Source organism: Kitasatospora gansuensis (genome assembly GCF_014203705.1).
Taxonomy (GTDB): domain Bacteria; phylum Actinomycetota; class Actinomycetes; order Streptomycetales; family Streptomycetaceae; genus Kitasatospora; species Kitasatospora gansuensis.
Window position 1 is genome coordinate 4,586,518 of record NZ_JACHJR010000001.1, and the last position, 26,124, is coordinate 4,612,641.

General features: G+C 72.6%; 30 protein-coding genes. 24 read left to right on the top strand and 6 right to left on the bottom strand.

Going from position 1 to position 26,124, the window contains the following annotated elements:
- Window positions 1-26: 26 nt before the first annotated feature.
- The 17 genes from F4556_RS20380 to F4556_RS20460 all read left to right on the top strand — a co-directional run bounded on the left by F4556_RS20380 (window position 27) and on the right by F4556_RS20460 (window position 13,492).
- Window positions 27-974 carry a phage tail family protein gene (locus tag F4556_RS20380; RefSeq protein ID WP_184918249.1) on the top strand — a complete coding sequence of 316 codons (948 nt, stop codon included), beginning with the start codon at window positions 27-29 and terminating at the stop codon, window positions 972-974.
- Between the two features lie 72 nt (window positions 975-1,046).
- Complete coding sequence (locus F4556_RS20385; protein ID WP_184918251.1) at window positions 1,047-2,216, top strand: hypothetical protein; 1,170 nt, start codon at window positions 1,047-1,049, stop codon at window positions 2,214-2,216.
- Window positions 2,217-2,247: 31 nt separating this feature from the next.
- Window positions 2,248-3,297: a hypothetical protein gene (locus F4556_RS20390; protein ID WP_184918253.1), complete on the top strand. Its 1,050-nt coding sequence runs from the start codon at window positions 2,248-2,250 to the stop codon at window positions 3,295-3,297.
- Entirely contained in the window at window positions 3,294-4,400 is a 1,107-nt protein-coding gene (locus tag F4556_RS20395; RefSeq protein WP_184918255.1) for a hypothetical protein, read from the top strand. The genes F4556_RS20390 and F4556_RS20395 overlap by 4 nt, the downstream gene beginning before the upstream one ends.
- A 26-nt stretch (window positions 4,401-4,426) precedes the next feature.
- Window positions 4,427-5,140, top strand: coding sequence for a hypothetical protein (locus tag F4556_RS20400; RefSeq protein ID WP_184918257.1), 714 nt, complete (start codon window positions 4,427-4,429; stop codon window positions 5,138-5,140).
- Window positions 5,141-5,167: 27 nt separating this feature from the next.
- Window positions 5,168-5,323: a hypothetical protein gene (locus tag F4556_RS20405; RefSeq protein ID WP_184918259.1), complete on the top strand. Its 156-nt coding sequence runs from the start codon at window positions 5,168-5,170 to the stop codon at window positions 5,321-5,323.
- An 84-nt stretch (window positions 5,324-5,407) separates the two neighbouring features.
- Window positions 5,408-5,644, top strand: coding sequence for a hypothetical protein (locus F4556_RS20410; RefSeq protein ID WP_184918261.1), 237 nt, complete (start codon window positions 5,408-5,410; stop codon window positions 5,642-5,644).
- Window positions 5,641-5,982, top strand: coding sequence for a hypothetical protein (locus tag F4556_RS20415; protein ID WP_221503659.1), 342 nt, complete (start codon window positions 5,641-5,643; stop codon window positions 5,980-5,982). Before F4556_RS20410 ends, F4556_RS20415 begins: the two co-directional genes overlap by 4 nt.
- A 36-nt stretch (window positions 5,983-6,018) precedes the next feature.
- Window positions 6,019-6,816 (top strand): peptidoglycan recognition protein family protein, encoded by a 798-nt coding sequence (locus tag F4556_RS20420; protein ID WP_184918263.1) that lies wholly within the window; start codon window positions 6,019-6,021, stop codon window positions 6,814-6,816.
- A 32-nt stretch (window positions 6,817-6,848) separates the two neighbouring features.
- Entirely contained in the window at window positions 6,849-7,448 is a 600-nt protein-coding gene (locus F4556_RS20425; RefSeq protein WP_184918265.1) for an endonuclease VII domain-containing protein, read from the top strand.
- A 109-nt stretch (window positions 7,449-7,557) separates the two neighbouring features.
- On the top strand, window positions 7,558-8,736 hold the full coding sequence (locus F4556_RS20430; protein WP_184918267.1) for an MFS transporter: 1,179 nt from the start codon (window positions 7,558-7,560) through the stop codon (window positions 8,734-8,736).
- Between the two features lie 10 nt (window positions 8,737-8,746).
- Entirely contained in the window at window positions 8,747-9,937 is a 1,191-nt protein-coding gene (locus F4556_RS20435; RefSeq protein ID WP_184918269.1) for an acetoin utilization protein AcuC, read from the top strand.
- Window positions 9,934-10,761, top strand: coding sequence for a phosphatase (locus tag F4556_RS20440; RefSeq protein ID WP_313068394.1), 828 nt, complete (start codon window positions 9,934-9,936; stop codon window positions 10,759-10,761). Before F4556_RS20435 ends, F4556_RS20440 begins: the two co-directional genes overlap by 4 nt.
- A 117-nt stretch (window positions 10,762-10,878) precedes the next feature.
- Window positions 10,879-11,088, top strand: a complete 210-nt coding sequence (locus tag F4556_RS20445; RefSeq protein ID WP_184918271.1) for a helix-turn-helix domain-containing protein — start codon at window positions 10,879-10,881, stop codon at window positions 11,086-11,088.
- Between the two features lie 121 nt (window positions 11,089-11,209).
- Complete coding sequence (locus tag F4556_RS20450) at window positions 11,210-11,308, top strand: 30S ribosomal protein bS22 (protein ID WP_003948845.1); 99 nt, start codon at window positions 11,210-11,212, stop codon at window positions 11,306-11,308.
- Between the two features lie 140 nt (window positions 11,309-11,448).
- Complete coding sequence (locus F4556_RS20455; RefSeq protein WP_184918273.1) at window positions 11,449-12,480, top strand: NAD-dependent epimerase/dehydratase family protein; 1,032 nt, start codon at window positions 11,449-11,451, stop codon at window positions 12,478-12,480.
- A gap of 7 nt (window positions 12,481-12,487) precedes the next feature.
- Window positions 12,488-13,492, top strand: a complete 1,005-nt coding sequence (locus tag F4556_RS20460) for a lysophospholipid acyltransferase family protein (protein ID WP_184918275.1) — start codon at window positions 12,488-12,490, stop codon at window positions 13,490-13,492.
- 70 nt (window positions 13,493-13,562) lie between these two features.
- On the opposite strand, the gene F4556_RS38360 is transcribed toward F4556_RS20460, so the two are convergent.
- The 3 genes from F4556_RS38360 to F4556_RS20475 all read right to left on the bottom strand — a co-directional run bounded on the left by F4556_RS38360 (window position 13,563) and on the right by F4556_RS20475 (window position 17,206).
- Window positions 13,563-14,768, bottom strand: coding sequence for a DUF5667 domain-containing protein (locus F4556_RS38360; RefSeq protein WP_184918277.1), 1,206 nt, complete (start codon window positions 14,766-14,768; stop codon window positions 13,563-13,565).
- A 259-nt stretch (window positions 14,769-15,027) separates the two neighbouring features.
- Window positions 15,028-15,867 (bottom strand): ECF subfamily RNA polymerase sigma factor, BldN family, encoded by an 840-nt coding sequence (locus F4556_RS20470; RefSeq protein WP_313068397.1) that lies wholly within the window; start codon window positions 15,865-15,867, stop codon window positions 15,028-15,030.
- 451 nt (window positions 15,868-16,318) lie between these two features.
- Window positions 16,319-17,206 carry an HAD family hydrolase gene (locus tag F4556_RS20475; RefSeq protein ID WP_184918279.1) on the bottom strand — a complete coding sequence of 296 codons (888 nt, stop codon included), beginning with the start codon at window positions 17,204-17,206 and terminating at the stop codon, window positions 16,319-16,321.
- A gap of 225 nt (window positions 17,207-17,431) precedes the next feature.
- Here F4556_RS20475 and F4556_RS20480 point away from each other — a divergent pair, with 225 nt between their 5' ends.
- The 7 genes from F4556_RS20480 to hemB all read left to right on the top strand — a co-directional run bounded on the left by F4556_RS20480 (window position 17,432) and on the right by hemB (window position 24,759).
- Window positions 17,432-17,710 (top strand): glutaredoxin family protein, encoded by a 279-nt coding sequence (locus F4556_RS20480; protein WP_184918281.1) that lies wholly within the window; start codon window positions 17,432-17,434, stop codon window positions 17,708-17,710.
- A gap of 147 nt (window positions 17,711-17,857) precedes the next feature.
- Window positions 17,858-18,568 (top strand): 3'-5' exonuclease, encoded by a 711-nt coding sequence (locus F4556_RS20485; protein WP_184918283.1) that lies wholly within the window; start codon window positions 17,858-17,860, stop codon window positions 18,566-18,568.
- A gap of 143 nt (window positions 18,569-18,711) precedes the next feature.
- Window positions 18,712-19,569 carry a redox-sensing transcriptional repressor Rex gene (locus F4556_RS20490; protein WP_313068399.1) on the top strand — a complete coding sequence of 286 codons (858 nt, stop codon included), beginning with the start codon at window positions 18,712-18,714 and terminating at the stop codon, window positions 19,567-19,569.
- A 34-nt stretch (window positions 19,570-19,603) separates the two neighbouring features.
- Window positions 19,604-20,947 carry a glutamyl-tRNA reductase gene (locus F4556_RS20495; protein ID WP_184918285.1) on the top strand — a complete coding sequence of 448 codons (1,344 nt, stop codon included), beginning with the start codon at window positions 19,604-19,606 and terminating at the stop codon, window positions 20,945-20,947.
- 41 nt (window positions 20,948-20,988) lie between these two features.
- Window positions 20,989-21,978, top strand: a complete 990-nt coding sequence (hemC, locus tag F4556_RS20500; protein ID WP_184918287.1) for a hydroxymethylbilane synthase — start codon at window positions 20,989-20,991, stop codon at window positions 21,976-21,978.
- Window positions 21,975-23,612 (top strand): bifunctional uroporphyrinogen-III C-methyltransferase/uroporphyrinogen-III synthase, encoded by a 1,638-nt coding sequence (locus tag F4556_RS20505; protein ID WP_184918289.1) that lies wholly within the window; start codon window positions 21,975-21,977, stop codon window positions 23,610-23,612. Before hemC ends, F4556_RS20505 begins: the two co-directional genes overlap by 4 nt.
- A 133-nt stretch (window positions 23,613-23,745) precedes the next feature.
- Window positions 23,746-24,759: a porphobilinogen synthase gene (gene hemB, locus F4556_RS20510; RefSeq protein WP_184918291.1), complete on the top strand. Its 1,014-nt coding sequence runs from the start codon at window positions 23,746-23,748 to the stop codon at window positions 24,757-24,759.
- Between the two features lie 75 nt (window positions 24,760-24,834).
- Here the strand turns inward: hemB and F4556_RS20515 are convergent, their stop codons facing one another.
- The 3 genes from F4556_RS20515 to F4556_RS20525 all read right to left on the bottom strand — a co-directional run bounded on the left by F4556_RS20515 (window position 24,835) and on the right by F4556_RS20525 (window position 26,036).
- Window positions 24,835-25,092: a hypothetical protein gene (locus F4556_RS20515; protein WP_184918293.1), complete on the bottom strand. Its 258-nt coding sequence runs from the start codon at window positions 25,090-25,092 to the stop codon at window positions 24,835-24,837.
- A gap of 173 nt (window positions 25,093-25,265) precedes the next feature.
- Complete coding sequence (locus F4556_RS20520; RefSeq protein WP_184918295.1) at window positions 25,266-25,610, bottom strand: rodlet layer protein; 345 nt, start codon at window positions 25,608-25,610, stop codon at window positions 25,266-25,268.
- Between the two features lie 81 nt (window positions 25,611-25,691).
- Window positions 25,692-26,036 (bottom strand): hypothetical protein, encoded by a 345-nt coding sequence (locus F4556_RS20525; RefSeq protein ID WP_057231624.1) that lies wholly within the window; start codon window positions 26,034-26,036, stop codon window positions 25,692-25,694.
- Window positions 26,037-26,124: the final 88 nt, after the last annotated feature.

Consider the following 26,124-nt stretch of genomic DNA (forward strand, 5'->3'; position numbering starts at 1 on the left):
ACCCGCCAGCAGCAGGAGGAGCAGCCATGCCCACTCCCAGCGCGGTACTCGACACCACCACACCCGGCTCACTGATCACCTGCGACGGACAGGTGCAGTGGGCCGGGCTGCTGATGGGCCCCGGTACCCCGTACCAGATCACCGCCGACGGCATCACCGGCTGGGAGGACCTGCCCGGCCTCTCCTCGTCCGACGTGCCCCGGCCGACCGCCCACGGCGCCTGGCCGGGCGCCCGCTGGGCCCAGCCCAGGACCGTCACCGCGACGGTCTGGGTGCTGCCGCCGAGCGGCGGCGCGCCCGACGACGCCCTGGCCACCCTGCTCGCCGTCACCGCCCCGGCGCCCGACGGCGACGGGGAACGCTGGCTGACGGTGCGTCTGCGCGGCGAGACCCTGGCCTGCCGGGCCCGGGTGGCCCAGCGGACCGTACCGGTGGACCGCACCTACGCCCGGCAGGGCGCCACCCGGGTCGTCCTGCAGTGGACGGCCAACGACCCGCGCCGGGTCGAACCGGCCCGGCTGACCGTGGTCAGCGGCCTCCCCGAGCCGGAGGCCGGGCTGGAGTGGAACCTCACCTGGGGCCAGCGCGACCCGGCCAACCCGAGCTGGGAGTCGCTGGACTGGGGCGTGCTGCCCGGCACCGGCGACCTGCTGGTCCGGAACGAGGGCAGCGCCCCCGCGCAGCCGGTCATCACCATCACCGGCCCGGTGGTCCGGCCCCGGCTGACGGTGGCCGCCACCGGTGCACGGCTGTCCTACAACGTCAACCTGGCGTACGGGCGGCGGCTGGTGATCGACACCGCCACCGGCAGCGTGCTGGACGGCAAGGAGGACCGGCGCTCCACCGCGACCGCGGGCAGCCTGCCGGAGACCCTGTTCACCGTCCCGCCCGGCGAGACGGTGCTGCGGTTCCGGGCCGACTGGGGCACCGGGGACGCCAAGGTCTCGGTCCGGCTGCGCAACACGCACTGGTGAGGCCGTCGGTCTGACCCGCCGTCAATTCGCCCGCGCGCCCGGCCGGCGCCACCACCGACCAGGAGTATCCACATGACCATTCGTACCGCCTGGCTGCCGCCGACCGGGCAGACCAGGGCCGACACCAGGCTGGCGCTCTCGGCGCTCACCACGCCGGGCAACGCGCTGGCCGTCAACCACGGGTGCACTCCCGGCGGTCTCACCCTGACCGGGCTGACCGGCGCGGACGGGATGAAGTGCCGGATCGGCACCGGCCGGGCCGTCGTCCAGGGGCTCAGCGAGCAGGGCAGCTACCCCGTCGCGGTGACCTCCGGCGAGACGCTGGAGTTCGAACCGGGCGACCCGACCATGGACCGGATCGACCTGATCGTCCTTCAGGTCTACGACGCCGACTACGACAACAGCGGCCGGACCGACGCGGTGCTGCGGGTGATCAAGGGCGCGCCCGCCGCCGCACCGGTGGCCCCGGCCACCCCCGGCTGCGCGCTCGCCCTCTACCGGGTGCTGGTCAAGGCCAACGCCTCGGTCGCGAACGGCGGCATCGCCTGGGCCGTGGACGGCGTCAAGGTGGACGTCCGGCACTACACCGCCGCGCTGGGCGGCATCCTGCCGCCGCGCGACCCGGCGTTCAGCGGCGTCTACGCCGGTCAGTACCGGGACAACGGCGGCCGGCTGGAGCGCTGGGACGGCACCGCCTGGCGGCCGAACCCGGGCGCGGTCGGCCTGCCGAGCGCCCCCGGGGTGTACGCGGGCCAGTACCGGGACACCGGTGACCGGATGGAGCGCTGGGACGGCTCGGCCTGGCGCCCGTACCCGATCCCGACCGCGCTGGCCTACACCGCGGACGCGGGGTACACCACCGGCGTCACCACCTTCGTGGAGTACCTCGCCGACACCCCGACCAACAGCACCCTGGCGGTGACCTTCCTGGCCCCGCCGTCCGGCCGGGTCGCGGTCAGCGTGGGCGCCAGGTTCGACCTGCTCGGCACCACCGCCACCACCTTCGCCGAGATGTCGGCGACGGTCCGGCAGGGCAGCACCGTGGCGTCCGCCCCGGCCGACGAGACGGTGGCCACCGTGCTGAGCACGGTCAGCCCGACCCGGGTCTCCGCCTCGACCACCTTCGTGGTCACCGGTCTGACCAAGTACTCCACGTACACCGCGACCACCTGTTACCGGATCTCCGAGGCCACCGGACGGGCCTGGTTCGACAACCGGTACGTCCGGGTCGACCCGCTCTAGTCCGCACCAACTTCACTGTCAGGAGGCAGAGATGGCCGAGTTGAACCCCGTCACCGCGTGGCTCCAGCCCACCGGTCAGACCCGCGCACACACCCGCGCCGCTCCGCTGGGAGCAATGGCTCCCGGCAGCGGCCACCGGATCAGCGTCAAGTCCGGCGTACTGCCCGGTGCCGACCCGTTCGGTCTGCTGGAGCCGTCCGGGATGCAGTTCAAGCTCCAGTCCGGCAAGGCGGTGCTCCAGGGTGGCGCCTACCAGGGTGCCTACCCGGTGATCTGGTACGGCGACGACCCACTGGTACTCGCCGACGGCGACGCGCAGTTCGACCGGATCGACTCGGTCGTGCTGCGGGTCTACGACACCGGTTACGAGGCGGCCGCGAGCGACCGGGCCACCATCGAGATCCTCAAGGGCACCCCGGCCGCCGCGCCGGTCGCACCGGCCCTGCCGGCCGCACCGGCGGTGGCGATCCGGCTCTGGGACATCCGGGTCCGCAAGGGCGCCTCGGCCGGCACCGCGATCGACTGGAACCTGGACGTCACCGACAAGCGTGCCTGGACCGTCGGCGTCGGCGGCATCCTGCCGAAGGACACCAGCGGCGTCGGCGGCGGCTATCCGGGCCAGTACCGGGACAACGGAAGCGGCCTGGACCGCTGGGACGGCACCGGCTGGGCGGAGGTCGGAGCCTGGAAGGCCTACACCCCGGTGTGGACCGCCGAGACCACCAACCCGACCCTCGGGGACGGCACCCTGGAGGCCAGGTACACCAGGATCGGCCGCACCGTGCACGTCCGCGGCTACCTGCTCACCGGTACCACCACCGGCTACGGCGCCGGGCGTTGGCAGTTCACCCTGCCGCTGACGGCCTCCGCCGTCCCCGGCTATCAGATCGGCCAGGTCCAGCTCAGCGGCCAGTTCCGCTACATCGGCCAGCTGATGGTCTCGCCCAACACCGGTGCGGTGACCGTCTACTCACCGGGCCCGACCGGCTCGGCCCTCCAACTGGTCACCTCCACTTACCCGTTCACCTGGGGCGGCGGCGGGCAGCTGCTCCGCTTCTCCATGACCTATGAGGCGATATGACCGGCGCGGACCCCGGCTACCGCGCGGTCTTCTGCGATCTGCGCACCGACCAGGTGATCGACGTACTCCCGCTCAGGGACGTCGAGTTCGACGACTACATCGGCAAACCGGGATCGCTGAGCGGGACCATCCCGGTGCCCAACCCCGACCTCGGCCGCCGGGTCCGCCGGGTGATCGAGGGCCGCACCTCGCTCTACCTGGAGCGGGCCGGCGAGGTCTGGTGGGGCGGCATCGTCTGGACCGTCACCCCGCAGTCGGACGAGAACGGCGTGCTCACCGTCCCGGTGCAGGCCGCCACCTTCGACTCCTACCCGGCCCGCCGGCGGATCCGCGACGACCTCCGGCTGAACACCCGGGACAGCGCCGACCTGGTCACCGACCTGTGGCGGTACGTCCAGTCCGCCGCCGGCGGCGACATCGGGGTGACCTACGGGGACGGACTGGCCGGGGTCGAGCAGGAGTTCTTCTGGAAGGGCAGCGACGACACCGTCGTCGAGGAGGCGATCGACCAGGTGCTGGCCGGAGCCGGCGGCCTGGAGTACCGGATCGCGGTCTACCGCGACCCGACCACCGGGGTCCGGCTGCGCCGGCTCCAGCTCGGCACCCCACAGATCGTCAGCACCGCCGCCGAACTGGTGCTGGACCGCCCCGGCGCGGTGCTCAGCTACTCCTTCCCCAGGGACGCCACCCGGGGCGGCACCACGCTCCGGGTCAAGGGCGCCGACGTGGCCGGCGGCGACCTGTCGAACGACGCCAAGCCGATGCTCTCGGCCGAGGCCGTCGCGCAGAACCTGATCGACGGCGGCCACCCCAGGATCGACCTGTCCGCCGAGTTCAGCACCGTCAGCAAGCAGGCCCAGCTCGACAAGATCGCCAAGGACCAACTCAAGGCCGCCACCGGGGCGGTGGTGATCCCGACGGTCCGGATCGCGCTCGGCCAGGGCGCCCCGTCCGCGCTGCTCGGGCGGACCGCCCGGCTGCGGATCGTGGACGAGTGGTTCGCCGAGGGCCTGGACGCCCGGTACCGGGTGGTCGGCCTGCGGGTCACCCCGCCGGAGCGTGGCCGGCCCGAGGCGGCCGACCTCTACCTGGAGGAACTGTGACCAGCACGTTCGAGGAGGGACCGTAGATGGCAGTGCTGCCCGAGAACATCGTGGACCGGCTGCGGGACATGCAGCGGAAGATCCAGCAGGTCGCCGTCGAGGCCCGCAACCGCCCGGCGCTCACCCGCATCCTCGGCGACCTCACGGTCTCCGGCGGCGGTCGGCTCACCGTCCGCGCACCCGACGACAAGACCCTGCTCCGGATCGGTGACATCACCGCGCCGAACGCCGCCCCGCAGCAGGGCATGCTGACCTACCGGGACGACGGCACGCTCGCGTTCAGCATCAGCGGCAGTGGCAGCGACCGGCAGTGGGTCGGCATCTGGGACCGCTTCGAGCACCTGGTGGTCTCCGACGACACCCTGACCGGCGGACTGGCCCGGCCGTACATCCCGATCCCGCTCTACCCCGCCCCGACGCCGATCACCTCCTCCGGCTGGACCCGGGTGCTGCAGGCCGGGATGTTCCTCCAGCACCCGAAGATCGCGGTCGGCGTCTGGGTCTCGGCGGCGGCCGCCACCACCGTCGAGGCACGCGTGATGTACCTCAACTCCTCCGGTGTATCGGTGCAGTTGGGCAGCAGCGTGACCGCCAACGGGACGGCGACCACCCAGCAGGTGATCGACTTCCACGGCCAGACCCCGTTCACCTGGAGCAACCTCTACATCGAGGCCCGCCGCACCGTCGGCACGGGCGCGGCCTCGGCGGGCGTGCTGTTCGCCGAGGGCCGCCAGACCTGACCAGCCGTCAACTCCCAGGAGGACCACATGTCCGTACCCGCGCCGGAGCAGCCGGCCGAGGAGGTCATCACCTTCCCCGGCGGCTTCATCCTGCTCCCGCCCGACCCCAATCCGCTGCCGCTGCCCGAGCTCCCGCAGGACGAGGTGCCGGCCGCACTGCCGGTGGACGTCGAACTCCCCTGACCCGTCCGCGTGTTCGGCCCCGTACCCGCCTCTCCGGCGGGTGCGGGGCCGCTTCGTTTCCCCGACTCCCCTGGAGGCACCGCCATGTCCGACTCCACCCGCCGCACCCTGCGCACCGCCGTACAGACCGTGCTCGGTCTGCTCGCCGCCCTTCCGCTGCTGGTCGACAGCGGCACCCTGCCCGCCACCCTGCCGGGACTGGCGCTGGCGGTCACCGTCTCCGGGACGGTCACCCGGCTGATGGCGCTGCCCGGCATCGAGCGGCTGCTGCCCGGCTGGCTGCACCGCGAGACCGCCGACGCGCCGTCGGGCGACCGGTGATCGCAGACGCCCTCGGCACGGCCCCCGTCGACACCGTCGTGGTCTGGTGCGGCGCGCTCACCGCCGTCACCGCGGCGACCGGAATGCTCTGGCGGCTGGGCCGGGTCGTCCGCCAGATCGCCCACCGGGTCGAGGAGTTCAGCGAGGACTGGCAGGGCACCGAGCCCCGCCCCGGCGTCCCGGGCCGCGAGGGCGTGATGACCCGGCTCGACGGCATCGAACGACGGCTCAGCGCCGTCGAGCACGAACTCCGCCCCAACAGCGGCTCCTCGATGCGCGACGCGATCGACCGGGTGGACCGCCGCACGCTCCGCTTCTCGCCCGACGCGGAGGCGTGAACTCCCTTGCCCATACACTGAATTCAGGAGGCAGCCATGCAGTTCGTCTCACGCGCCCAGTGGGGCGCCACCCCGCCCAGGAGTGACTGGCGGTACGTCGACGGCACCCGCGGCGTCAAGATCCACTACGAGGGCACCGCCGTCCCGTCCGACCTCCCCGCCGACCACTCCCGCTGCGCCGGCCGGGTCCGGGCCATCCAGGCCGCCCACCTGGCCGACCGGAACGAGGGCTGGATCGACATCGCGTACACGGCGGTGGTCTGCCCGCACGGCCACGTCTTCGAGGGCCGCGGCGCGCACCACCAGACCGGCGCCAACGGCGGGGCCTCGCTCAACCGGGACCACTACGCGGTCTGCGCGATGGTCGGCGACTCCGGCCTGACCGAGCCCACCGAGGCGATGCTGCACGGCCTGCGGGACGCGGTCGAGTGGCTCCAGCGCGACGGCGGCGCGGGCCCGGAGATCAAGGGCCACCGGGACGGCTACGCCACCAGCTGCCCCGGCGGCCCGCTCTACGCCTGGGTCCAGTCCGGCGCCCCCCGCCCCGGCGGGGCACCCGCCGTGCAGCCGCCCGCCCCCCAGCAGCCCACCGGCCCGGACTGGCCCGGCGTGTACCTGCGCGCCACCACCCACCACGAGGCCGCCCGGATCTGGCAGCAGCGGATGCGCGACCGCGGCTGGCCGATCGACGTGGACGGCTGGTTCGGCCCGGCCTCGGCCGAGGTGGCCCGCCGCTTCCAGGAGGATTGCACAACTCACGGTTGGCCACTGAGTGCTGACGGTATTGTTGGTCCGGCCACCTGGAAGGCTTCTTGGGAGCGGCCGGTCTCGTGAAGGTATGCACGCGATGCACTGTTGAAAAGTCGATGGACGCCTTCCACGCGCACGCCGGGCAGCCGGACGGCCGGCATCCTTGGTGCAAGGACTGCCGTAGTGTCCTTGGCAAGGCGGAACGTCTGGCCAAGAACCAGCATGCCCTGCGGGCAGCGGAGTTGGCGAAGGACGGCCTGAAAGCCTGCTCGAGTTGCGGGCAGGTCAAGGACTTCGAGGACTTCTACCGGCGTTCGGCCAGTCCGACGGGCCGGAAGTCCCAGTGCATCGCGTGCTACCGCGACGGGCAGCGGGAGTACAACGCGACCGAACAGGCCAAGCGGCGCAAGCACGCCGAGCGCGCCCGCCGCCGCGCCCAGGACCCTGAGCGCTACGACCGTTCGCTGCGGGCAGCGCAGTTCAAGAGCAAGTACGGGATCACGCTGGCGCGTTACGAGCAGATGCTCGCCGACCAGGGAAGTTGCTGTGCGGTGTGTGGCCTGCTTGCGGGGGACCGGGCCTTGCAGGTGGACCACTGTCACACGACCGGGAGAGTCCGAGGCCTGCTCTGCCGGAAGTGCAATAGCGGAATCGGGATGCTGGGCGACAGCCCGGAAGGCGTTCAGCGAGCTCTGAGTTATCTGCTGCGGACGTAGCCCGGCAGGGATTCGGTCCGACCCCTCCCGGAAACACGATCGAACGCCTACGCTCACGGCTCAACATCTCCGTACCGGCCGGTAGCGCCGTAGTGAGTGAGGCCGAGCCATGCCCGAGCAGCAGGTGGACGCGCGGTTGCGCCGGTCGCGGGCGGCGGTGGCGGTGAGCTTCGTGCTGCAGGGGGTCACCTTCGCGCTGCTGGTGACCTGCATCCCGGAGATCCAGCGCCGGTACGGGCTGAGCGACGGGCTGCTGCCGGTCTTCCTGGCGGCGGTGCCGATCCTGGCGGGTGTGGGTTCGGTGGCCTCCGAGTCGGTGGCCGGGCGGGTCGGGGCGAAGGTCGTGCTGCGGGTGGTGCAGCCCGCCGTGTGCGTCAGTCTGGCGCTGGTCGGGCTGGGCGGCGAACTGTGGGAACTCGCCATCGCGCTGGGCCTGTTCGGCCTGCTGGTCGGGGCTCTCGACGCGAGTATGAACATGCTCGGGGTCGGCCTTCAGCGCCGGTACGGCCGGAGCATCATGATCGGCTTCCATGCCGCGTTCAGCCTCGGCGGCATCCTCGGCGCCGCACTGGCCGGCCTCGGCTCGCACTACGAACTCGACCTGCCGCTGCTGTTCGGCGGCGCGGCCGCGCTGCTGATCCCGCTCGCGCTGGCGGCCGGCACCCGCTTCCCCGGACCGGCCGAACTCGGCGACGCCGTACGGGAGGCGGCCACCGCCGCGGCCGCCCGGATCCCCTGGCGTCCGCTGCTGCCGCTGTGCGCCGCGATGGCGTTCGCGTACATCGCCGACGCCTCGGTCTCCAACTACAGCGTCAAGTACCTGACCGACGTCCTCGGCAGCCCGGAGGACCTGGCCAAGCTCTCCTACCTCGGCTACATGGTGGCGATGCTGCTCGGCCGGGCGCTCGGCGACCGGGCGGTGGAGCGCTGGGGCGCGGTCCCGGTGGTGCGCGGCGGGGCGGCGCTGGCCGCGCTCGGCTTCGCGCTGGCCGCCGCCGCGCCGGGCGAGTGGGCCGGGGTGGCCGCGTTCACTGTGCTGGGCTTCGGCATCTGCGCGATCATCCCGCAGGTCTTCGCGGCGGGCGGCCGGCTCCTCCCGGACGCCTCCGACGCGGCGGTCGCCCGGCTCAACCTGTTCAACTACGTCGGCTTCCTGATCGGCTCCCCGCTGGTCGGCGCCCTGGCCGAGGCGGGATCGTTCCGGCTGGCGCTGCTGGCCCCGATGGTGCTGATCCTCGCCATCCTCCCGCTGGCCCGGCACTTCGGCGGAGCACCCGTCGCCCGATAACGTGTCACCCATGCCCGAGAACTGCGCCGGCCTGCACCTGTACTGGGACGAGGCCGTCACCTCGTACGACTTCGGGGCGGGGCACCCGATGGACCCGACCAGGCTGGCGTTGACCATGCGGCTGGTGGAGGCGTTCGGGCTGACCACTGCGCCCGGGGTGACCGTCCGGGCCGCGCCGCCGGCGGGGGAGTCGACGCTGCGGCTGGTGCACACCGCCGGGTACGTGGACGCCGTCCGCCGGATCGCCGCCGAACCGGAGCGCAGCGACCCCGCGCACGGCCTGGGCACCGCCGACAACTGGGCGTTCAAGGCCCAGCACACCGCCTCCGCGCTGATCGCCGGCCAGTCGGTGGCCGGCGCCGAGGCGGTCTGGCGCGGCGAGGAGGTCCGACACGCCGTCAACTTCGCGGGCGGCCTGCACCACGCGATGCCCGACAAGGCGGCCGGCTTCTGCGTCTACAACGACCCCGCGCTGGCGATCGCCCGGCTGCTGGAGCTCGGCGCCGAGCGGGTCGCGTACGTGGACGTGGACGTGCACCACGGCGACGGCGTGCAGGCGGCGTTCTGGAACGACCCCCGGGTGCTCACCGTCTCGCTGCACGAGAGCCCGGCCACCCTCTTCCCGGAGACCGGCTGGGCCACCGAGACCGGTGGCCCGGACGCCCCCGGCACCGCCGCCAACCTGCCGCTGCCCGCCGGGACGGGCGACGCGGGCTGGCTGCGCGCCTTCCACGCCTTCGTCCCCGAGCTGCTCTCCGCGTTCCGCCCGCAGGTGATCGTCAGTCAGCACGGCGCCGACACCCATCTGGCCGACCCGCTGGCCCACCTGACGGTCAGTCTGGACGCCCAGCGGCTGGTCGCCGAGGCGATGCACGAGCTGGCCCACCACTACGCGGACGGCCGCTGGCTGGCCCTGGGCGGCGGCGGGTACGCGGTGGTGGACGTGGTGCCGGCCGCCTGGACCCACCTGGTGGCGATCGCTGCCGGGCACCCGATCGACCCGGCCACCGAGCTCCCCGCCGAGTGGCGCGCCGAGGCCGAGCGGCTGACCGGCCGCCCGGGCCCGGCCCGGATGACCGACGGCGTCGAGCCGCACTGGCGGGACTTCCACGACCACGGCTACGACCCCGGCGACCGGCTGGACCAGGCGATCCTGGCCGCCCGCCGCGCCGTCCTCCCGCACCACGGCCTGCTGCCGTGACCCGGGCGGAGCTGACCCGGGCCGAACTGATCGCGCACCTGCTCCGGCACCGGCTGGCGGGCCCGGCCGTCCCGACGCCCCGGCAGAACAACCTGCGGCACTACCGCCTGTTCGGCCAGGCCGACCCGGCGGCCCTGATGGGCCTGGACCCGGAGCGCCGCTGGGGGCCGGGCGCGGTGCTCGAGCTGATGGCCGAGCGGGTCGGCGTGCACCCGGACTTCGGCTACGGCCAGGGCCCCGACACCATCGACCCCGAGCGCACCGTGGACGCGCTGGAGCGCCTCGCCGGGCTGCTGGCCGCCACCGCCCGCCGCCGGGGCAGCGTGCTGGCCGGGACGGGGCACCCGACCAAGCTGGCGGGCTTCCACGGCGCACTGGCCCGCGCCCTGGAGCGCGCGGGCTGCGCCCTGCGCACGCCGGCGCTCGGCACCCGGTTCCGCGAGCCCACCCCGGCCGGACAGCGGACCTGCGTGCTGGACGCGGTCGGCCCGGTCCTGGTGGTCCGCTCCGCGGACAGCGCGCGCGAGCTGCTGCACACCCACTCGCCGCAGCCCGTCCGACTGGCCCTGGCCGCGCTCACCGCGGCCGGGGAACCGCTGCCCGACCTGGTGCTGGGCGACCACGGCTGGCTCTGCGGGGCGGGCCGACTGGGCATCCCGGCCGGTGGACCGGCCGACTCCAACGACGTGGCCCCGTTCGTCGCCGAGGCCGAGGGCACCGTCGCGGTGGCCGTCCCGATGGACGACGGTGCGCACCCGGACTGCTACAGAGCGCTGAGCGACTACGTACTGCAACGGGCGGATCTCGCACCGTACAAGGACTGAGCTTCCCCCTCTTCCCACTGGTACCACCCTTAACTACTCTGGGGATACACGTGTGCCGGTGGAGTCACCGAAGGGGAAGTCGGTGCCTTGCACACGGGTAAGGGTCGGGTGAGGGTCATGAGTTCCGGCGAACGCCCATTGCAGGAGGTCGTCTTCCTGACCGTGGCGGAGGTTGCCTCGGTCATGCGGGTGTCCAAGATGACGGTGTACCGCTTGGTGCACAGTGGAGAGCTGCCCGCGATCAGGGTCGGCCGCTCCTTCCGAGTTCCCGAGCAGGCCGTCCACGAGTACCTCAGGGATTCCTACGTGCGGCTCGAAAGCGCGTAACGTAAGCCCCCATCAGGGCGCGATTACGGCTTATCCGAGGTGACGGGTAGGCTAGGCCCTCCGTCAGTCGTATGGACTCCGTCTCTCACGGACGAGAGTCTCAGTGAGCGAGGGTAGTTCCGTGGGCTCTGTCATCAAGAAGCGTCGCAAGCGTATGGCCAAGAAGAAGCACCGCAAGCTTCTGAAGCGCACTCGCGTTCAGCGTCGTAACAAGAAGTAGGCACCCACGGCCGCGCCCTGCGCGCCAGGTGTGCAGACGGCGCCCGTCCCGGCTCAGGCCGGGGCGGGCGCCGTCGTTTGTCCGGATCGAACCCCGGCGCGATACGGTGCGTGCAGGGCTTTCGAGAGGGGTGCGGCGCAGTGGGCAAGGTCGTGCTCGTCACCGGCGTCGCCCGGCACCTGGGGGCCAGGTTCGCGGCCCGGCTGGCCGGCCGGCCCGGCATCGACCGGGTGGTCGGCGTGGACAGCCGGGAGCCGTGGGGCGGGATGACCGCCGACGGCGTCGAGTACGTCCGGGTCGACCTGCGGCGCCCCGCCGTCGCCCGGGTGATCGCCGAGTACGACGTGGACACCGTGGTGCACCTGGACGTCAGCGCCGGGGTGCAGGGTGGCAGGGCCACCGCCAAGGAGACCAACGTCATCGGCACCATGCAGCTGCTCGGGGCCTGCCAGAAGGCACCGGGGCTGCGCCGACTGGTCGTCAAGTCCACCACCGCCGTCTACGGCTCCGCCCCGCGCGACCCGGCGGTGTTCGGCGAGCGGATGCAGCTCAAGGACCTGCCGCGCAGCGGCTTCGGCAAGGACGCCACCGAGGTCGAGGGGTACGTCCGGGGCTTCGCCCGGCGCCGTCCCGACGTCGCGGTCACCGTGCTGCGGTTCGCCAACATCGTCGGCCCGGCCGGGGACACCCCGCTCTGCGACTACTTCGCGCTGCCGGTGCTGCCCACCGTGCTCGGCCGCGACCCCCGGCTGCAGTTCGTGCACGAGGACGACGCCGTCGCGCTGCTGCACCTGGCCGCCACCGAACCCAGGCCCGGCACCTACAACGTGGCCGGGAACGGCGTGCTGCTGCTCTCCCAGTGCGCCCGCAGGCTGGGGCGGCCCACCGTCCCGCTGCTCGGCCCCGCGCTCGGCCTGGTGGCCGGTCTTGCCCGGCGGACCGGGCTCGCCGACATCTCGCCCGAGCAGCTCCAACTGCTCAGCCACGGGCGGGTGGTGGACACCACCGCGCTGCGCGAGGGTTTCGGCTGGACCCTGAGCATGACCACCCCCGAGGCGTTCGCGGACTTCGCCGCCGCCCAGTCCGGCGGGCTGCTGCCGCCCGAGCGGCTGGCCGCCGCCACCGACCGGCTGGCGGGGCTGCTGACCCGTCAGAACCCTCCGAGGAGCTGAGGCCGAGATGACCGCTGCGAGGAACGCCGAGCAGGCGAAGGTGATCCCGATCGAGTCCGCGCCGAGCTGGCAGCCGGAGCCGTCCGGGCCTGCCCTGGCGGACCGGATCGCCGACGCGGTCGGCGGCGCGCTGGCCGGTCCGCTCGGCGCGGCCGCCACCCGGGCGCTCGGCAAGGGCTGGGAGCAGCGGGCCGCGGGCGGCCTGTCCTTCCTGCGGCGGCGGATCACCGGCGACTACGAGGTGGACGAGTTCGGCTTCGACCGGGAGCTCACCGAGGAGGTGCTGCTCTCGATGCTCCGCCCGCTGGCGGAGAAGTACTTCCGGGTCGAGGTCCGGGGGATCGAGAACATCCCGGCCGAGGGCGGGGTGCTGATCGTCGCCAACCACTCCGGCACCATCCCGCTGGACGCGCTGATGACCCAGATCGCGATCCACGACCACCACCCCCGGCGGCGGCACCTGCGGATGCTCGCGGCCGACCTGGTCTTCGTCCTGCCGGTGGTGGGTGAGCTGGCCCGGAAGGCCGGGCACACGCTGGCCTGCGGCGAGGACGCCCAGGCGCTGCTGGAGCGCGGCGAGGTGGTCGGGGTCTGGCCGGAGGGCTTCAAGGGGATCGGCAAGCCGTTCGCCGAGCGGTACAAGCTGCAGCGCTTCGGCCGGGGCGGCTTCGTGGCCTCCGCGCTGCGGGCCGGGGTGCCGATCGTGCCGTGCTCGATCGTCGGCGCGGAGGAGACCTACCCGATGATCGGGAACGCCCGGACGCTGGCCCGCGCGCTCGGTCTGCCGTACCTGCCGATCACGCCGACCTTCCCCTGGCTCGGCCCGCTCGGCGCGATCCCGCTGCCGACCAAGTGGACCATCCAGTTCGGCGAACCGATCCCGACCGACAGCCACCCTCCGGAGGCGGCGGACGACCCGATGCTGGTCTTCGACCTGACCGACCAGGTCAGGGAGACCATCCAGCACACCCTGTACAAGCTGCTGGTGCAGCGGCGGTCGGTGTTCTTCTAGCTCGGTCCTCTTCCGGACGTGCCGGAGGCGGGGCCGGGGCAGCTGCCCCGGCCCCGCCTTTTTGGTGCGCTCAGCCCAGCGAGATCTCCGGCAGCAGGCCCGGGATCAGCGCGGGGATGCGCAGTTCCTGGGTCGGCGGCTGGTCCTGCGTGGTGGTGCCGGCGTCCGGGGCGGGTGCCTCGGCGGCGCGCTCCGGCGTACCGGCGGCCGGGGAGGCCGAGCCGCCACCGGTGAGGCCGCCAGGCAGCAGCTTGTCGAGCAGGCCGGGGCTGGCCTTGCCGCTCGGCGTGGCCGCGCCCTGTCCGGTGCCGGAGTTGGGCCGGCCCGGCTCGGTCCGCGGGCGGTCCGCGCTGCCCGTACCGGCGGCCGGGGAGGCCGCCGCACCACCGGCGGACTGGGGTGCGCCGCCGGGAGCGGCCGGGGTGTTGCCCTTGGCGGCCGGCGGAGCCAGCTGGAGCGGGGCGACGTCCTCGGTCATCTCGTCGAAGAGCTCGTTCACCTTGCTGGCCTGGCCGGTGAGTTGGGCCGGCAGCTGACCCTTGACGGCCGCCCACCGGTCGTCCTCGCCGTCGGCGAAGCCGGCCAGCTTGCGCATCGGGTCGAGCGATCCGTTGCTCCGGTAGACCGAGCGCAGCAGCTCCCGGCCCTTGACCGCCTCGGCGTGCATGTCGTCCAGTGCGCGGCGGACCTGCTCCACCGTGGCCGGGCTCAACGTCGTACCGGTGTCCGCCCGGCCGAGCAGGCCCTGGGCCTCCTCCAGCCGGGTGGAGGCCTGGTCCAGCAGCAGGGCGCCGACCTCGGTGTCGGAGCCGGCCCAGCTCAGCCGGAGATCCTCCAGACCGCGCTTCATGCCGTAGAGGGTGTCCCCCGGGAGGGCGTTGGAGCTGGCTGCGGCCGCGCCGGCGAAGCTGCCGACCGCGACGCCGGCCACCAGGCCGCCGATCGCCAGCCGGCGGCCCCAGCGCAGCCGGGCCCCGGACCTGACCGCCCGATGCCTGCGCTGCTGCGGCACCCTGGCGGCCGGGCTGCCCGTCCAGTCGCGCTCGAACGCGGCCATCAGCTGGGCGCGTTGGAGCGTCCTGGCCTCGGTGCTCAGCTCAGGCTCGGGCAGGGCGCCGAGGGCGTCCGCCATGCTCAGCAGCTCCGCCATCGCGGTGGAGCCGCCGGGCTGACCGCTGTCGGGTCTCCGGTCCCCCTGGTGGGGCTCTGTGCGGTGGGCCTCCAGCGCCTCGGCGAAGGCCCTCGCCCGCCGGTGTTCCAGCATGTTTGCCGTCACGGGCCACACCTCCCTTCGTCGTTGTCGACTCCCCGGCCTACCGGACGGTTGCCTCGGTGGGCCAAAACCACTCCATCGGGTGAGCGTGGCCGATCCTGCTTGACCGACGGCCCGGTGGGGGCTTGCAGGTTGGCCAACGAGCAGGGCGGGGCGTCGGTTACGCACGGCCCCTCTTCCGCATTAAGCAGAGCATGTGACCGCTCGTTCACCCGGCCGGGTAAGCCAGGCAGTTGATATGACGCACGGTCAGCTATTGCGCTCACCGGGCGTCGGGCGGCAGCAGCCGGGCCAGGGTGCGCACCGCGCGGTACTGGAGGGTCTTGATCGCGCCCTCGTTCTTGCCCATGATCCGGGCCGTCTCGGCCACCGAGAGCCCCTGCAGGAACCGGAGCGTGACGCACTCCTGCTGCTGCGGATTGAGCCGTCGCACCGCGTCGAGCAGGGCGGCGTTGGAGAGTGACTCCAGCACCGAGTCCTCGGGGCTGCGCTCGCACTCGTTGGAGTCGAGCATCTCGCCGGTGGTGACCTCGAGGCGGAACCGGCTGGACTTGAAGTGGTCCGCCACCAGGTTGCGCGCGATGGTCACCAGCCAGGCGCCGAAGTCCCGGCCCTGCCAGGTGAAGGTGCCGATCCGGCGCAGCGCGCGCAGGAAGGTCTCGCTGGTCAGGTCCTCGGCGGTGGCCCGCCCGCCGACCCGGTAGTAGATGTACCGGTAGACGGTGTCCGAGTAGTGGTCGTAGAGCCGGCCGAACGCCTCGCTCTCGCCGGCCTGGGCCCGCTCGACCAACTCCATGATCGGGTTGTGCTCGGACTCCAGCCCGGGGGTGGGCGTGGTTCTGGCCCGGCTCCGGGAGCCCGGGCCGGTACCCGCGCCGACTCGGCCGCGAGTGCCGGCACCGGCACCGGTGCCGCTGGTGGTGGTCGAGGAGCGCAGCGCTACCCCGGCGCCCAACGGGACACCGGCCAGGGCCGGTTGGGGCACGTACAGCTCGAACTCCCGGATCGCGGACCGGAGTCGGTCGAGGTGTGTACCGCGGCGCAGGTTGGTGGGCGACGGGCGGGAGGAGGCAGGCGCGTCGTTCCGGACGGGTGGGTACACGGGACTCCCAGAGGCAGAACTGTGGACGGATCACCTCCGCCTGCGCGGAGAGCACACTCCGACTGACCCCTCGTCACCGGGGACGTGTGGGTGGCGTGCATCCAGGAGAGAATAACGCTTTGTGCAATGACAGCTACACCCTGTGGCCGAAGTGGTCGTTTGAGATCCGCTTGGCGTGCATATGCGGCTGGAACTGACCGAACATGGCATCAGCCGCCCGGCTCAATGTGATCGCGCGTGTGCGCCGGGTGACAGTTTCCGGAGGTGGCGGGCCCGATTCCCGGGATCCGGGCTCAGCAACCCCCGACTTTCCCAAGTCTCCGAACGATCGCTTCCGGTCACGGTCGAACACGATCGGAACGCCCGGATCGGGTGGCCGAGTTCGCCCTTAAGAGTGAGTCGTGGCCGGTGCGTTGCTGACCAGCCGTCAGGCCAGCCGTCAGACCGGCCGTCAGGCCGCCCGCTGCCGCCGTCGGATCGCCACCGCGGCGGCGGTCGCACCGGCCAGAACTCCCAGGCCGGCCGCGGTCGGCAGCCCGATCCTGGCCGCCTTCCGGCCGGTCCTGAAGTCGCGCACCCGCCAGCCGTTGGCCCGGGCGTGCCGCCGCAGCGCCGAGTCCGGGTTCACCACGTACGGGTGGCCCACCAGCGCCAGCATCGGGATGTCGTTGGCCGAGTCGCTGAACGCGGCGCACCGGCTCAACTCCAGCCGCTCCCGCCGGGCCAGCGCCGTGACCGCCGCCGCCTTGGCCTCACCGTGCAGCAGCCCGCCGACCAGCCGGCCGGTGTAGACGCCGTCCACCTCCTCGGCCACCGTGCCCAGCGCACCGGTCATGCCGAGCCGCCGGGCGATGATCCTGGCCACCTCCTGCGGGGCCGCGGTGACCAGCCAGACCCGCTGCCCGGCGTCCAGGTGCAGCTGCACCAACGCCCGGGTGCCGGGCCAGATCTTCCGGGTGAGCACGTCCTCGAAGATCTCCTCGCAGATCTCCTCCAGCTCGGCGGTCCGCTTGCCCGCCACCAGGCCGAGCGCCTTGTCCTTGGCGTCCGCCATGTGCGCCGGGTCCTCGGCGCCGTGCACCCGGAACCACGCCTGCTGCCACGCGAACCTGACCATGTCGCGGCGGCTGAAGAACCTCCGCCGGTACAGGCCGATGCCCAGGTAGAAGATCGCCGCACCGCGCAGGATGGTGTTGTCGCAGTCGAAGAACGCGGCGGCCCTCGGGTCGTCCGGGGCCGGCGTGTGGTCCTCCGCGGCAGCGGCGGCGGCCTCACCCGCCAGGGCCGACTGCTCGTTCGGAGAGCGCCGTACGTGGGAGAGCCTTCTGAGGGCGACCATGGCCCCGAGCATAACCAGGCCGCGTGACGGGCACTTGAACGCAGGCGCAAGGTCAGGGCACATGGTTCGGAAAGCAGGGGCTCGGGGAACTGCGACGCCGACCTCGTGCAAGGTGATCGCTGCGTGGGTGGTCAGGCACTTTCGCCTGTGACCCCGGCGCCAGATCTCCTCGCAGTTCCCCGAGCCCCTGGGCCGTAGACGGCTGAGCAGTTGCAGAATGGTGCGGTGAGCCCACTGTTGCGACGTGACACCAGCAAGAAGCCCGCCGAGCGGACGGTGACCCTGATCGGGAAGCCCGGCTGCCATCTGTGCGACGACGCCCGGGCGGTGATCGTGCGGGTGACCGGGGAGCTGGGGAGTGCCTTCGAGGAGCGGGACATCACCCAGGACGAGGAGCTGTACCGGAAGTACTGGGAGCAGATCCCGGTGACGTTGATCGACGGGAAGCAGCACGATTTCTGGCGGGTCGACGAACGGCGGCTGCGCGCGGCGCTCGGCGCCTGACGACACGGCAGCCCCTCCGTTCGGCGGGGGTGCTTCGCCAAATCGTTGTCTGCAAAAGTGAAGATCGGCTTAGGAAACGTCAATTGGTCGGCTTACGATCTAAAACGTTTCTGTCCGCCGGGGGCTGGATGACGGAGGAGAGCGTTCATGCTTCCCGGCCGACAACTTCCGCCCGCGTCGGGCGGTTTCGCCGTGGTCGATGTCGAGGCCACCGGCCGCAGTCCGTGGCGGCACCGGGTGGTCGAGGTCGCCGTGGTGCTGTTGGACGGTCAACTGCGGGCCGAGGGTGAGTTCTCCACCCTGATCGACCCGGTCGGGCCGGTCGGGCCGACCCATGTGCACCGGATCAGCCAGTCCGACGTGGTCGGTGCGCCGAGGTTCCGCGAGGTCGCCCCGACCCTGCTGGAGCTGCTGGCCGGTCGGGTGCTGGTCGGTCACCACGTCAGCTGCGACCAGGCGTTCCTGGAGCGCGAGTTCGCCCGGATCGGGGTGCCGCTGCCGCCGATACCGACGCTCTGCACGCTCCGGCTGGCCCGGGCCCACCTGGCCGAGGCCGGCGGGTACGGCCTGACGGCCTGCGTCGAGGCGGCCGGGCTCGGCTGGTACCCGGCGCACACCGCGCTCGGCGACGCCCGCGCCACCGCCGACCTGCTCCGGTACGTCACGGGGGCGCGCCCGGACTGGTCCCCGCCGCTGCGCGAGGCCGCCGGGCTGTCCTGGCCCCGACTGGGCCGGGCGCTGTCCCAGCGCCAGGCGGGCGCACTGCCGCTGATCCGCCGGGAGGCCCCGTTCGGGCCGTGGCCGCAGGGCGTCGAACCGCCGGCTCTGGTGCTCACCGCTCTGGGCGCCGAGCGATGAGTGGCGCACACTGTCGCAAGGGCGACCTGACATACGGCGTGATGCGCGTCACTGTGCCCGGACAAATCGGACACCATCTTTGTGCACACGTTCACAAACGCATAGCCTGGCTGCCAAAGCCCAGCTTCACCCACAGGAGCACCGTGGCAATCGGCCGATCCACCCAGAGCACTTCGCAGACGCCCGAGCCGGGCGCCGCGCGCCGACCCTCGCGTGCCCGGGGCATCCCGGAGGCGACCGTCGCCCGCCTTCCCCTCTACCTGAGGGCACTCACCGCGCTCTCCGAGCGCTCCGTACCCACCGTCTCATCCGAAGAACTGGCCACCGCGGCCGGGGTCAACTCGGCGAAGCTCCGCAAGGACTTCTCCTACCTCGGCTCCTACGGGACCCGTGGCGTCGGTTACGACGTGGAGTACCTGGTCTACCAGATCTCCCGCGAGCTGGGCCTGACCCAGGACTGGCCCGTGGTCATCGTCGGAATCGGTAACCTCGGCCACGCGCTCGCCAACTACGGCGGCTTCGCCTCCCGCGGTTTCCGGGTCGCCGCCCTGCTGGACGCCGACCCGACCGTGGTCGGCAACAGCGCCGCCGGTCTCCCGGTGCGGCACATGGACGAGTTGGAGGCGATCGTGGAGAGCCAGCACGTCTCCATCGGCGTCATCACCACCCCGCCCGGTGCCGCCCAGCAGGTCTGCGACCGCCTGGTCGAGGCCGGGGTGACCAGCATCCTGAACTTCGCCCCGACCGTGCTGACCGTCCCGGACGGCGTGGACGTGCGCAAGGTGGACCTCTCGATAGAGCTCCAGATCCTCGCCTTCCACGAGCAGCGCAAGGCCGGCGAGGAGTCCGGCCAGGGCGACTCGATGCTCGACCGCGCCCCCGGCCCGGTCCGGGCCGCCGCCGCCAAGCTCCGCCGCGCGGCCGGTGCCAAGGCCGAGCCGGTCAAGGGCAAGCCCGCCAAGGGCACCGAGGGCGACCTCTCCGCGGTGATGCCCGCGTGAGCCGCCAGCAGATCCGCAACTCCAGGGGGCGGGCATGAGTCTTCTCGTCGTCGGTCTGAGCCACCGCAGCGCCCCCGTCGGCCTGTTGGAACGCGCCGCGCTGACCGGTCAGGTGCCCACCCGGCTGCTGCACGACACCGCCGCCTCGCCGGCCGTCGGTGAAGCCGCCCTGCTCAACACCTGCAACCGGATCGAGCTCTACGCCGACGTGGACAAGTTCCACGCCGGGGTGGCCGAGCTCTCCCTGCTGCTCGCCCACCACAGCGGCGTGGACCTGGAGGAGCTCACCTCGCACCTCTACGTGCACTACGAGGACCGGGCCGTGCACCACCTCTTCTCGGTGGCCTGCGGGCTGGACTCGATGGTGGTCGGCGAGGGCCAGATCCTCGGCCAGCTGCGCGACGCGCTGGCCCGCGCCCAGGAGGAGCACACCGCCGGGCGCGGTCTGAACGAGCTGTTCCAGCAGGCCCTGCGGGTCGGCAAGCGGGCGCACAGTGAGACCGGCATCGACAAGGCCGGCCAGTCCCTGGTCACCTTCGGCCTGGAGCAGGTCGCCGTCGGGGCCGGGGAGATCGCGGGCAAGCGCGCCCTGGTGGTCGGCGCGGGCTCGATGAGCTCGCTGGCCGCCGCCACCCTGGTCCGCGCCGGGGTCGCCGACCTGCTGATCGCCAACCGGACGGCCGAGCGGGCCGAGCGGCTGGCCGCCAACCTGGGCGCCCGTACGGTCGACTTCGGCAAGGTCCGCGAGACGCTCGCCGACGTGGACCTGGTGATCTCCTGCACCGGCGCGGCCGGTGTGGTGATCAGCGCCGAGGACGTCGCCGCCGCAGTGGCGGTCCGGACCGCCGAGGCGCCGCTGGCCTTCCTCGACCTGGCCATGCCGCGCGACGTGGACCACGCCGTGCACGGCCTGGCCGGTGCGCTGCTGGTCGACCTGGAGAGCCTCTCCCAGGCGCACGCCGCCACCCCCGGGGCCGGGGACGTGGACGCCGTGGTCGGCATCGTCGCGGACGAGGTGGACGCCTTCGGCGCCGCCCAGCGCGCGGCCCGGATCGCGCCCACCGTGGTGGCGCTCCGTCAGATGGCCTCCGAGGTGGTGCTGAGCGAGCTCGGCCGCCTCAACACCCGGCTGCCCGACCTGGACGAGCGCACCAGGGCCGAGGTCTCGCAGACCGTCAAGCGCGTGGTGGACAAGCTGCTGCACGCCCCGACCGTCCGGGTGAAGCAGCTCGCGGCCGAGCCCGGCGGGGCCGGGTACGCCGACGCCCTCCGCGAACTGTTCGACCTGGACCCGGCGGCAGTGCAGGCTGTCTCCGGCACACCCATCGGCGCGCAGGCCAAGGCCGATGCCACTCTCGCGGGGGGAAACCCCCGATGAACCACCAGCCAGCCCACGAGCATGACCGGGACGATCACCTCATGAATGGTCAACTGAGCAGCAGCGACGGCCAGTCGCAGCCGCTGCGCCTCGGCACCCGCCGGAGCGCCCTTGCGATGGCCCAGTCGGGCATGGTCGCCCGCACGGTCGAGCGGGTCACCGGGCGCCCCGTCGAGCTGGTGGAGATCACCACCTACGGCGACACCTCCCGGGAGGCGCTGGCGCAGATCGGCGGCACCGGGGTCTTCGTCTCCGCGCTGCGCGACGCGCTGCTGGAGGGCCGGATCGACCTGGCCGTGCACTCGCTCAAGGACCTGCCCACCGCGGCCCCCGAGGGCCTGCTGCTGGCGGTCGTCCCCGAGCGCGAGGACAGCAGGGACGCCCTGATCGCCCGGGACGGCCTGAGCCTGACCGAGCTGGTCGAGAAGCTGGCCGGGCACACCGCCCGGATCGGCACCGGCTCGCCGCGCCGGATGGCCCAGTTGAACGCCTGGGCGAAAGCCCGCGGCGTCGAGCTGGAGACCGTCCCGATCCGCGGCAACGTGGACACCCGGATCGGGTACGTCGGCTCGGGTGAGCTGGACGCCGTGGTGCTGGCCGCCGCCGGGCTGAACCGGCTCGGCCGGAGCGCCGAGATCACCGAGCTCCTGGACCCGGAGCTGATGCTCCCCGCCCCCGGCCAGGGCGCCCTGGCCGTGGAGTGCGTGAGCCCCGAACTCGCCGCCGTACTCGGCGAGTTGGACCACCTGCCGACCCGGGTTGCGGTGGCCGCCGAGCGCGCCCTGCTGGCCCGCCTGGAGGCCGGCTGCTCCGCCCCGGTTGCCGCCCTTGCCACCTGGCAGGGCACCGAACTGCGGCTGGAGGGCGTGGTCGGCACCGTCGACGGCGCCACCCTGCTGAAGAAGACCGCCAACGGTCCGCTCGTCCTCGACGAGACCGCCGAGCGGCAGGCGGTGGCCCTCGGCCACGCGCTCGCCGAGCGGCTGCTCGACGCGGGAGCGGCCAACCTGATGGGGGAGCGAGCCCGATGAGCGCCGCCGCCAACCTCGCGCACACCCCGGCCGTTCCGGCCGGCCGCTGCACCTTCCTGGGTGCGGGCCCCGGTGACCCGGGCCTGCTCACCCTGCGGGCCGTGGACGTGCTGGCCTCCGCCGACGTGCTGATCGCCGACCCGCTCACCGCGGCCGCCGTCCGCACCCACTGCCCGGTCGGGGTCGTGGTGCACAGCACCGTCGGCGAGGACTGCCCGGACGTGGCGGCCCTGGTCGCCGAGGCCGTCCGGTCCGGCAAGCACGTGGTCCGCACCGTGGACGGCGACCCCGGCCTGGACGGTGGCGCCGCCGAGGAGATGCTCGGCTGCGCGCAGGCCGCGATCCCGTTCGAGGTGATCCCGGGCGTCGCCCAGTCGGTCGGCGTGCCGGCCTACGCCGGGGTGCCGCTGCGCGGCAGCCGGGGCGCGGACGTCCGGTTCGTGGACGGAGCCGGCCTGCTGGCCGGTCAGACCGTCGACCTCGGCGCCCCCGAGACCACCCTGGTGGTCCGCACCACGCTGGGCCAGCTGCCCGCCACCGCCGCCGCGCTGGTGGCCAACGGCCGCAAGCCGGAGTCGCCGCTGTCGGCCACGCTCTCCGGCACCACCACCCGGCAGCGCACCTTCACCGCCACCCTGACCACCATCGCGGCCGACCTGAAGGCCGCCCGGGTGCTGCCCTCGCCGGTCTCGGCGCCGGTCGACCCGGCCACCTCGGTGATAGCCGTGGTGGGCGAGCAGGTCGCCCACCGCTCCTCGCACTCGTGGTTCGAGACCAAGCCGCTGTTCGGCTGGAACGTCCTCGTGCCGCGGACCAAGGAGCAGGCGCACGGCCTCTCCGACCAGCTGCGCTCGTACGGCGCGGTGCCGCAGGAGGTGCCGACCATCGCGGTCGAGCCGCCGCGCACCCCGCAGCAGATGGAGCGCGCGATCAAGGGCCTGGTGACGGGTCGTTACGAGTGGATCGCCTTCACCTCGGTGAACGCGGTCCGCGCGGTCCGGGAGAAGTTCGAGGAGTACGGTCTCGACGCCCGTGCCTTCGCCGGGATCAAGGTCGCGGCGGTCGGCGAGACCACCGCGCAGGCGCTGGTCGACTTCGGCGTGAAGCCGGACCTGGTGCCCAGTGGCGAGCAGTCCGCCGCCGGTCTGCTGGAAGACTGGCCGCCGTACGACCCGGTCTTCGACCCGATCGACCGGGTGCTGCTGCCGCGCGCCGACATCGCCACCGAGACCCTGGTGGCCGGCCTGGTCGAACTCGGCTGGGAGGTGGACGACGTGACGGCCTACCGCACCGTCCGCGCCTCGCCGCCGCCGGCCGAGACCCGGGAGGCGATCAAGGGCGGCGGCTTCGACGCGGTGCTCTTCACCTCGTCCTCGACCGTCCGCAACCTGGTCGGCATCGCGGGCAAGCCGCACAACGTCACGATCATCGCCTGCATCGGCCCGGCCACCGCGAAGACCGCGGAGGAGCACGGCCTGCGGGTGGACGTGATGGCCCCGGCCCCGTCGGCCGCCGCACTGGCCCAGGCCCTGGCAGACTTCGGCGCGGGGCGCCGGGACACCGCCACGGCGGCCGGTGAGCCGGTCTACCGCCCGAGCGAGCGTCGTCCGGGCTCCCGCCGCAAGGCTCGCTGAGGCACACGCTTCGGCAGACAGGGGCTCGGGGAACGGCGACGAGATCCGGCGTGCGGGTCACGGCGAAAGTGCCTGACCATGCACGCGGAGGTGACCTTTTCCGAGGTCGGCGTCGCAGTTCCCCGAGCCCCTGATGGTTCCCATCGTCGTTCGGAGAGAGAAGCTCGTGTCCGCTGAGTTCCCGTACGTTCGTCCGCGTCGTCTGCGTTCCACTCCGGCGATGCGGCGGCTGGTCGCCGAGACCAGGTTGCATCCGGCCGAGCTGATCCTGCCCGCGTTCGTGCGGGAGGGGATCAGTGAGCCGCGTCCGATCGGGTCGATGCCGGGTGTGGTGCAGCACACCAGGGACACGCTGCGGCGGGCGGCCGTGGAGGCGGCCGAGGCGGGGCTGGGGGGCATCATGCTGTTCGGGGTGCCCGAGGTGCAGGACGCGATCGGGAGTGAGGGCACCAACCCGGACGGGATCCTGCAGCAGGCGATCCGGGACGTGGTCTCCGAGGTCGGGGACCAGCTGGTGGTGATGTCCGACCTGTGCCTGGACGAGTACACCGACCACGGGCACTGCGGGGTGCTGGCCGAGGACGGCAGCGTGGACAACGACGCCACCCTGGAGCGGTACAAGGAGATGGCGCTGGTGCAGGCCGAGGCCGGGGTCCACCTGGTCGGCCCGTCCGGGATGATGGACGGTCAGGTCGGGGTGGTCCGGCGGGCGCTGGACGAGGCCGGGTTCCAGGACACCGGCATCCTGGCCTACACGGCCAAGTACGCCTCGGCCTTCTTCGGCCCGTTCCGGGAGGCCGTCGGCTCCTCGCTCAAGGGCGACCGGAAGGCGTACCAGCAGGACCCGGCGAACGCCCGTGAGTCGCTGCGCGAGCTGGAGCAGGACATCGCCGAGGGGGCCGACCTGGTGATGGTCAAGCCGGCCATGGCGTACCTGGACGTGCTGCGGCAGGTCGCCGACGCCTCCCCGGTGCCGGTGGCGGCCTACCAGGTGTCGGGCGAGTACTCGATGGTCGAGGCCGCCGCCGCGAACGGCTGGGTGGACCGGGAGCGGCTGATCCTGGAGACGCTCACCTCGATCCGCCGGGCCGGTGCCGAGCAGATCCTCACCTACTGGGCGACCGAGGCAGCCGGGATGCTGCGCTGAGCAAGCGGTAGCCGAGCATGCGGAAGGGGTGGTGGGGAACCAGGTTCCCCACCACCCCTTCCTGCTGACCGGACGTCAGTCGATCGTGGCGCCGCCCTCGGCGCCGCCGGCCGCCCAGTCGTCGCCCGCCACGAACCAGTCGTGGAAGCAGGCCTCGATGTGGCTGGTCTCGGCGTGACCCCAGCGCTCGACGGCCAGGAAGGGCTCGTCGGCGGTGGCGGCGAACTGGGCGCCACCGCTCGCGCTGACATGGGCGTAGGCGGGGGCCGAGATGCCGGCCAGGGCCAGGGTGGCAACCGCGGTGATCGCGGCCTTGCCCAGGATGCTCTTCATCAGATGTTCCTCTCTGCGTGACAGCAGTGTGACTACACGTGACCACAGTTCGGGCCGCCCGGCGCGCAGCACGCGCCGCTTGATCGACGGGCCACCCGAAAGCAGCAGAAAACCGCCGGGCCCGAGGGGAGTTGCTCCCCCTCGGGCCCGGCGGCCTGGTGCATCGGGCTTGATCAGCCGATCAGGTGGGAGACGCCACCGTCGCCGCTGCCCAGGGTGTTCTGGCCCACGTTGCAGATCTGCTTCGGCTCGTTGTTCAGAACGTCGGCCTCGATCGGCACCGCGACACCGATGACCGCGACGGCGATGTTGTGAACCTCGGGCAGGCAGATGTTCGGGTTGTCCAGGGTGTGGAAGTTGTTGCTGTGGTCACCGTGGGTGCCGGTGGCGTTGGTGCCGCCGTTGCCCGAGATGGAGGTGGCAGCACCGTCGGAGTCACCGATCGCCATGGCGGGAGCGGCGGTCATGGCCAGACCAGCGGTGGCAACGCCCACGGCGGCGAGAGCCTTCTTGATCATTGTTCTGTTCCTTTTCGGATCTGATGGGAGAGATGGAGCAGGGTGGATCAGTCGGCCCTTACGGGCCAGGCCGGCGAGAGGTCAGCCGACCAGGTGGGAGACACCACCGTCACCGCTGCCGAGCGTGCCCTCGCCGACCACACAGGTCTGCTTGGGCTGGTTGCTCAGAGCCGCGACCTCGACCGGCACCGCGACACCGAGCACGCCCACGCCGATGTTGTGCACCTCGGGCAGGCAGATGTTGGGGTTGTCGAGCACGTGGTAGTTCGGGCTGTGGTTGCCCCAGGTACCCGTGGCGTTGGTCCCGCCATTGCCCTGGATGGAGCCGGCCGCACCGTCCGCGTTGCCGATCGCGGAGGCCGGGGCGGCGGTGGCGGCCAGGGCGGCAGCGGCCAGTCCGACAGCCGCGAAAGTCTTCTGGAGCATGGTGGAGCTACCTCTCTGGATGAATCACATCGGTTGCCGGCCTGTCCGGGGGGATTACCTCCGACACCGTCCTGGCTGCGACATTTAG

Excerpts from the sequence above, each read along its gene's own strand:
- F4556_RS20390 (WP_184918253.1), top strand. The coding sequence starts at position 2,248 with ATGGCCGAGTTGAACCCCGTCACCGCGTGGCTCCAGCCCACCGGTCAG.
- F4556_RS20395 (WP_184918255.1), top strand. The coding sequence starts at position 3,294 with ATGACCGGCGCGGACCCCGGCTACCGCGCGGTCTTCTGCGATCTGCGC.
- F4556_RS20475 (WP_184918279.1), bottom strand. The coding sequence starts at position 17,206 with ATGGTCGCCCTCAGAAGGCTCTCCCACGTACGGCGCTCTCCGAACGAG.
- F4556_RS20385 (WP_184918251.1), top strand. The coding sequence starts at position 1,047 with ATGACCATTCGTACCGCCTGGCTGCCGCCGACCGGGCAGACCAGGGCC.
- F4556_RS20400 (WP_184918257.1), top strand. The coding sequence starts at position 4,427 with ATGGCAGTGCTGCCCGAGAACATCGTGGACCGGCTGCGGGACATGCAG.
- F4556_RS20525 (WP_057231624.1), bottom strand. The coding sequence starts at position 26,036 with ATGCTCCAGAAGACTTTCGCGGCTGTCGGACTGGCCGCTGCCGCCCTG.
- F4556_RS20495 (WP_184918285.1), top strand. The coding sequence starts at position 19,604 with ATGAGTCTTCTCGTCGTCGGTCTGAGCCACCGCAGCGCCCCCGTCGGC.
- F4556_RS20405 (WP_184918259.1), top strand. The coding sequence starts at position 5,168 with ATGTCCGTACCCGCGCCGGAGCAGCCGGCCGAGGAGGTCATCACCTTC.
- F4556_RS20420 (WP_184918263.1), top strand. The coding sequence starts at position 6,019 with ATGCAGTTCGTCTCACGCGCCCAGTGGGGCGCCACCCCGCCCAGGAGT.
- F4556_RS20410 (WP_184918261.1), top strand. The coding sequence starts at position 5,408 with ATGTCCGACTCCACCCGCCGCACCCTGCGCACCGCCGTACAGACCGTG.
- F4556_RS20485 (WP_184918283.1), top strand. The coding sequence starts at position 17,858 with ATGCTTCCCGGCCGACAACTTCCGCCCGCGTCGGGCGGTTTCGCCGTG.
- F4556_RS20425 (WP_184918265.1), top strand. The coding sequence starts at position 6,849 with ATGGACGCCTTCCACGCGCACGCCGGGCAGCCGGACGGCCGGCATCCT.
- F4556_RS20505 (WP_184918289.1), top strand. The coding sequence starts at position 21,975 with ATGAGCGCCGCCGCCAACCTCGCGCACACCCCGGCCGTTCCGGCCGGC.
- F4556_RS20515 (WP_184918293.1), bottom strand. The coding sequence starts at position 25,092 with ATGAAGAGCATCCTGGGCAAGGCCGCGATCACCGCGGTTGCCACCCTG.
- F4556_RS20520 (WP_184918295.1), bottom strand. The coding sequence starts at position 25,610 with ATGATCAAGAAGGCTCTCGCCGCCGTGGGCGTTGCCACCGCTGGTCTG.
- hemB (WP_184918291.1), top strand. The coding sequence starts at position 23,746 with ATGGTTCCCATCGTCGTTCGGAGAGAGAAGCTCGTGTCCGCTGAGTTC.
- F4556_RS20435 (WP_184918269.1), top strand. The coding sequence starts at position 8,747 with ATGCCCGAGAACTGCGCCGGCCTGCACCTGTACTGGGACGAGGCCGTC.
- F4556_RS20445 (WP_184918271.1), top strand. The coding sequence starts at position 10,879 with ATGAGTTCCGGCGAACGCCCATTGCAGGAGGTCGTCTTCCTGACCGTG.
- F4556_RS20430 (WP_184918267.1), top strand. The coding sequence starts at position 7,558 with ATGCCCGAGCAGCAGGTGGACGCGCGGTTGCGCCGGTCGCGGGCGGCG.
- hemC (WP_184918287.1), top strand. The coding sequence starts at position 20,989 with ATGAATGGTCAACTGAGCAGCAGCGACGGCCAGTCGCAGCCGCTGCGC.
- F4556_RS20380 (WP_184918249.1), top strand. The coding sequence starts at position 27 with ATGCCCACTCCCAGCGCGGTACTCGACACCACCACACCCGGCTCACTG.
- F4556_RS20460 (WP_184918275.1), top strand. The coding sequence starts at position 12,488 with ATGACCGCTGCGAGGAACGCCGAGCAGGCGAAGGTGATCCCGATCGAG.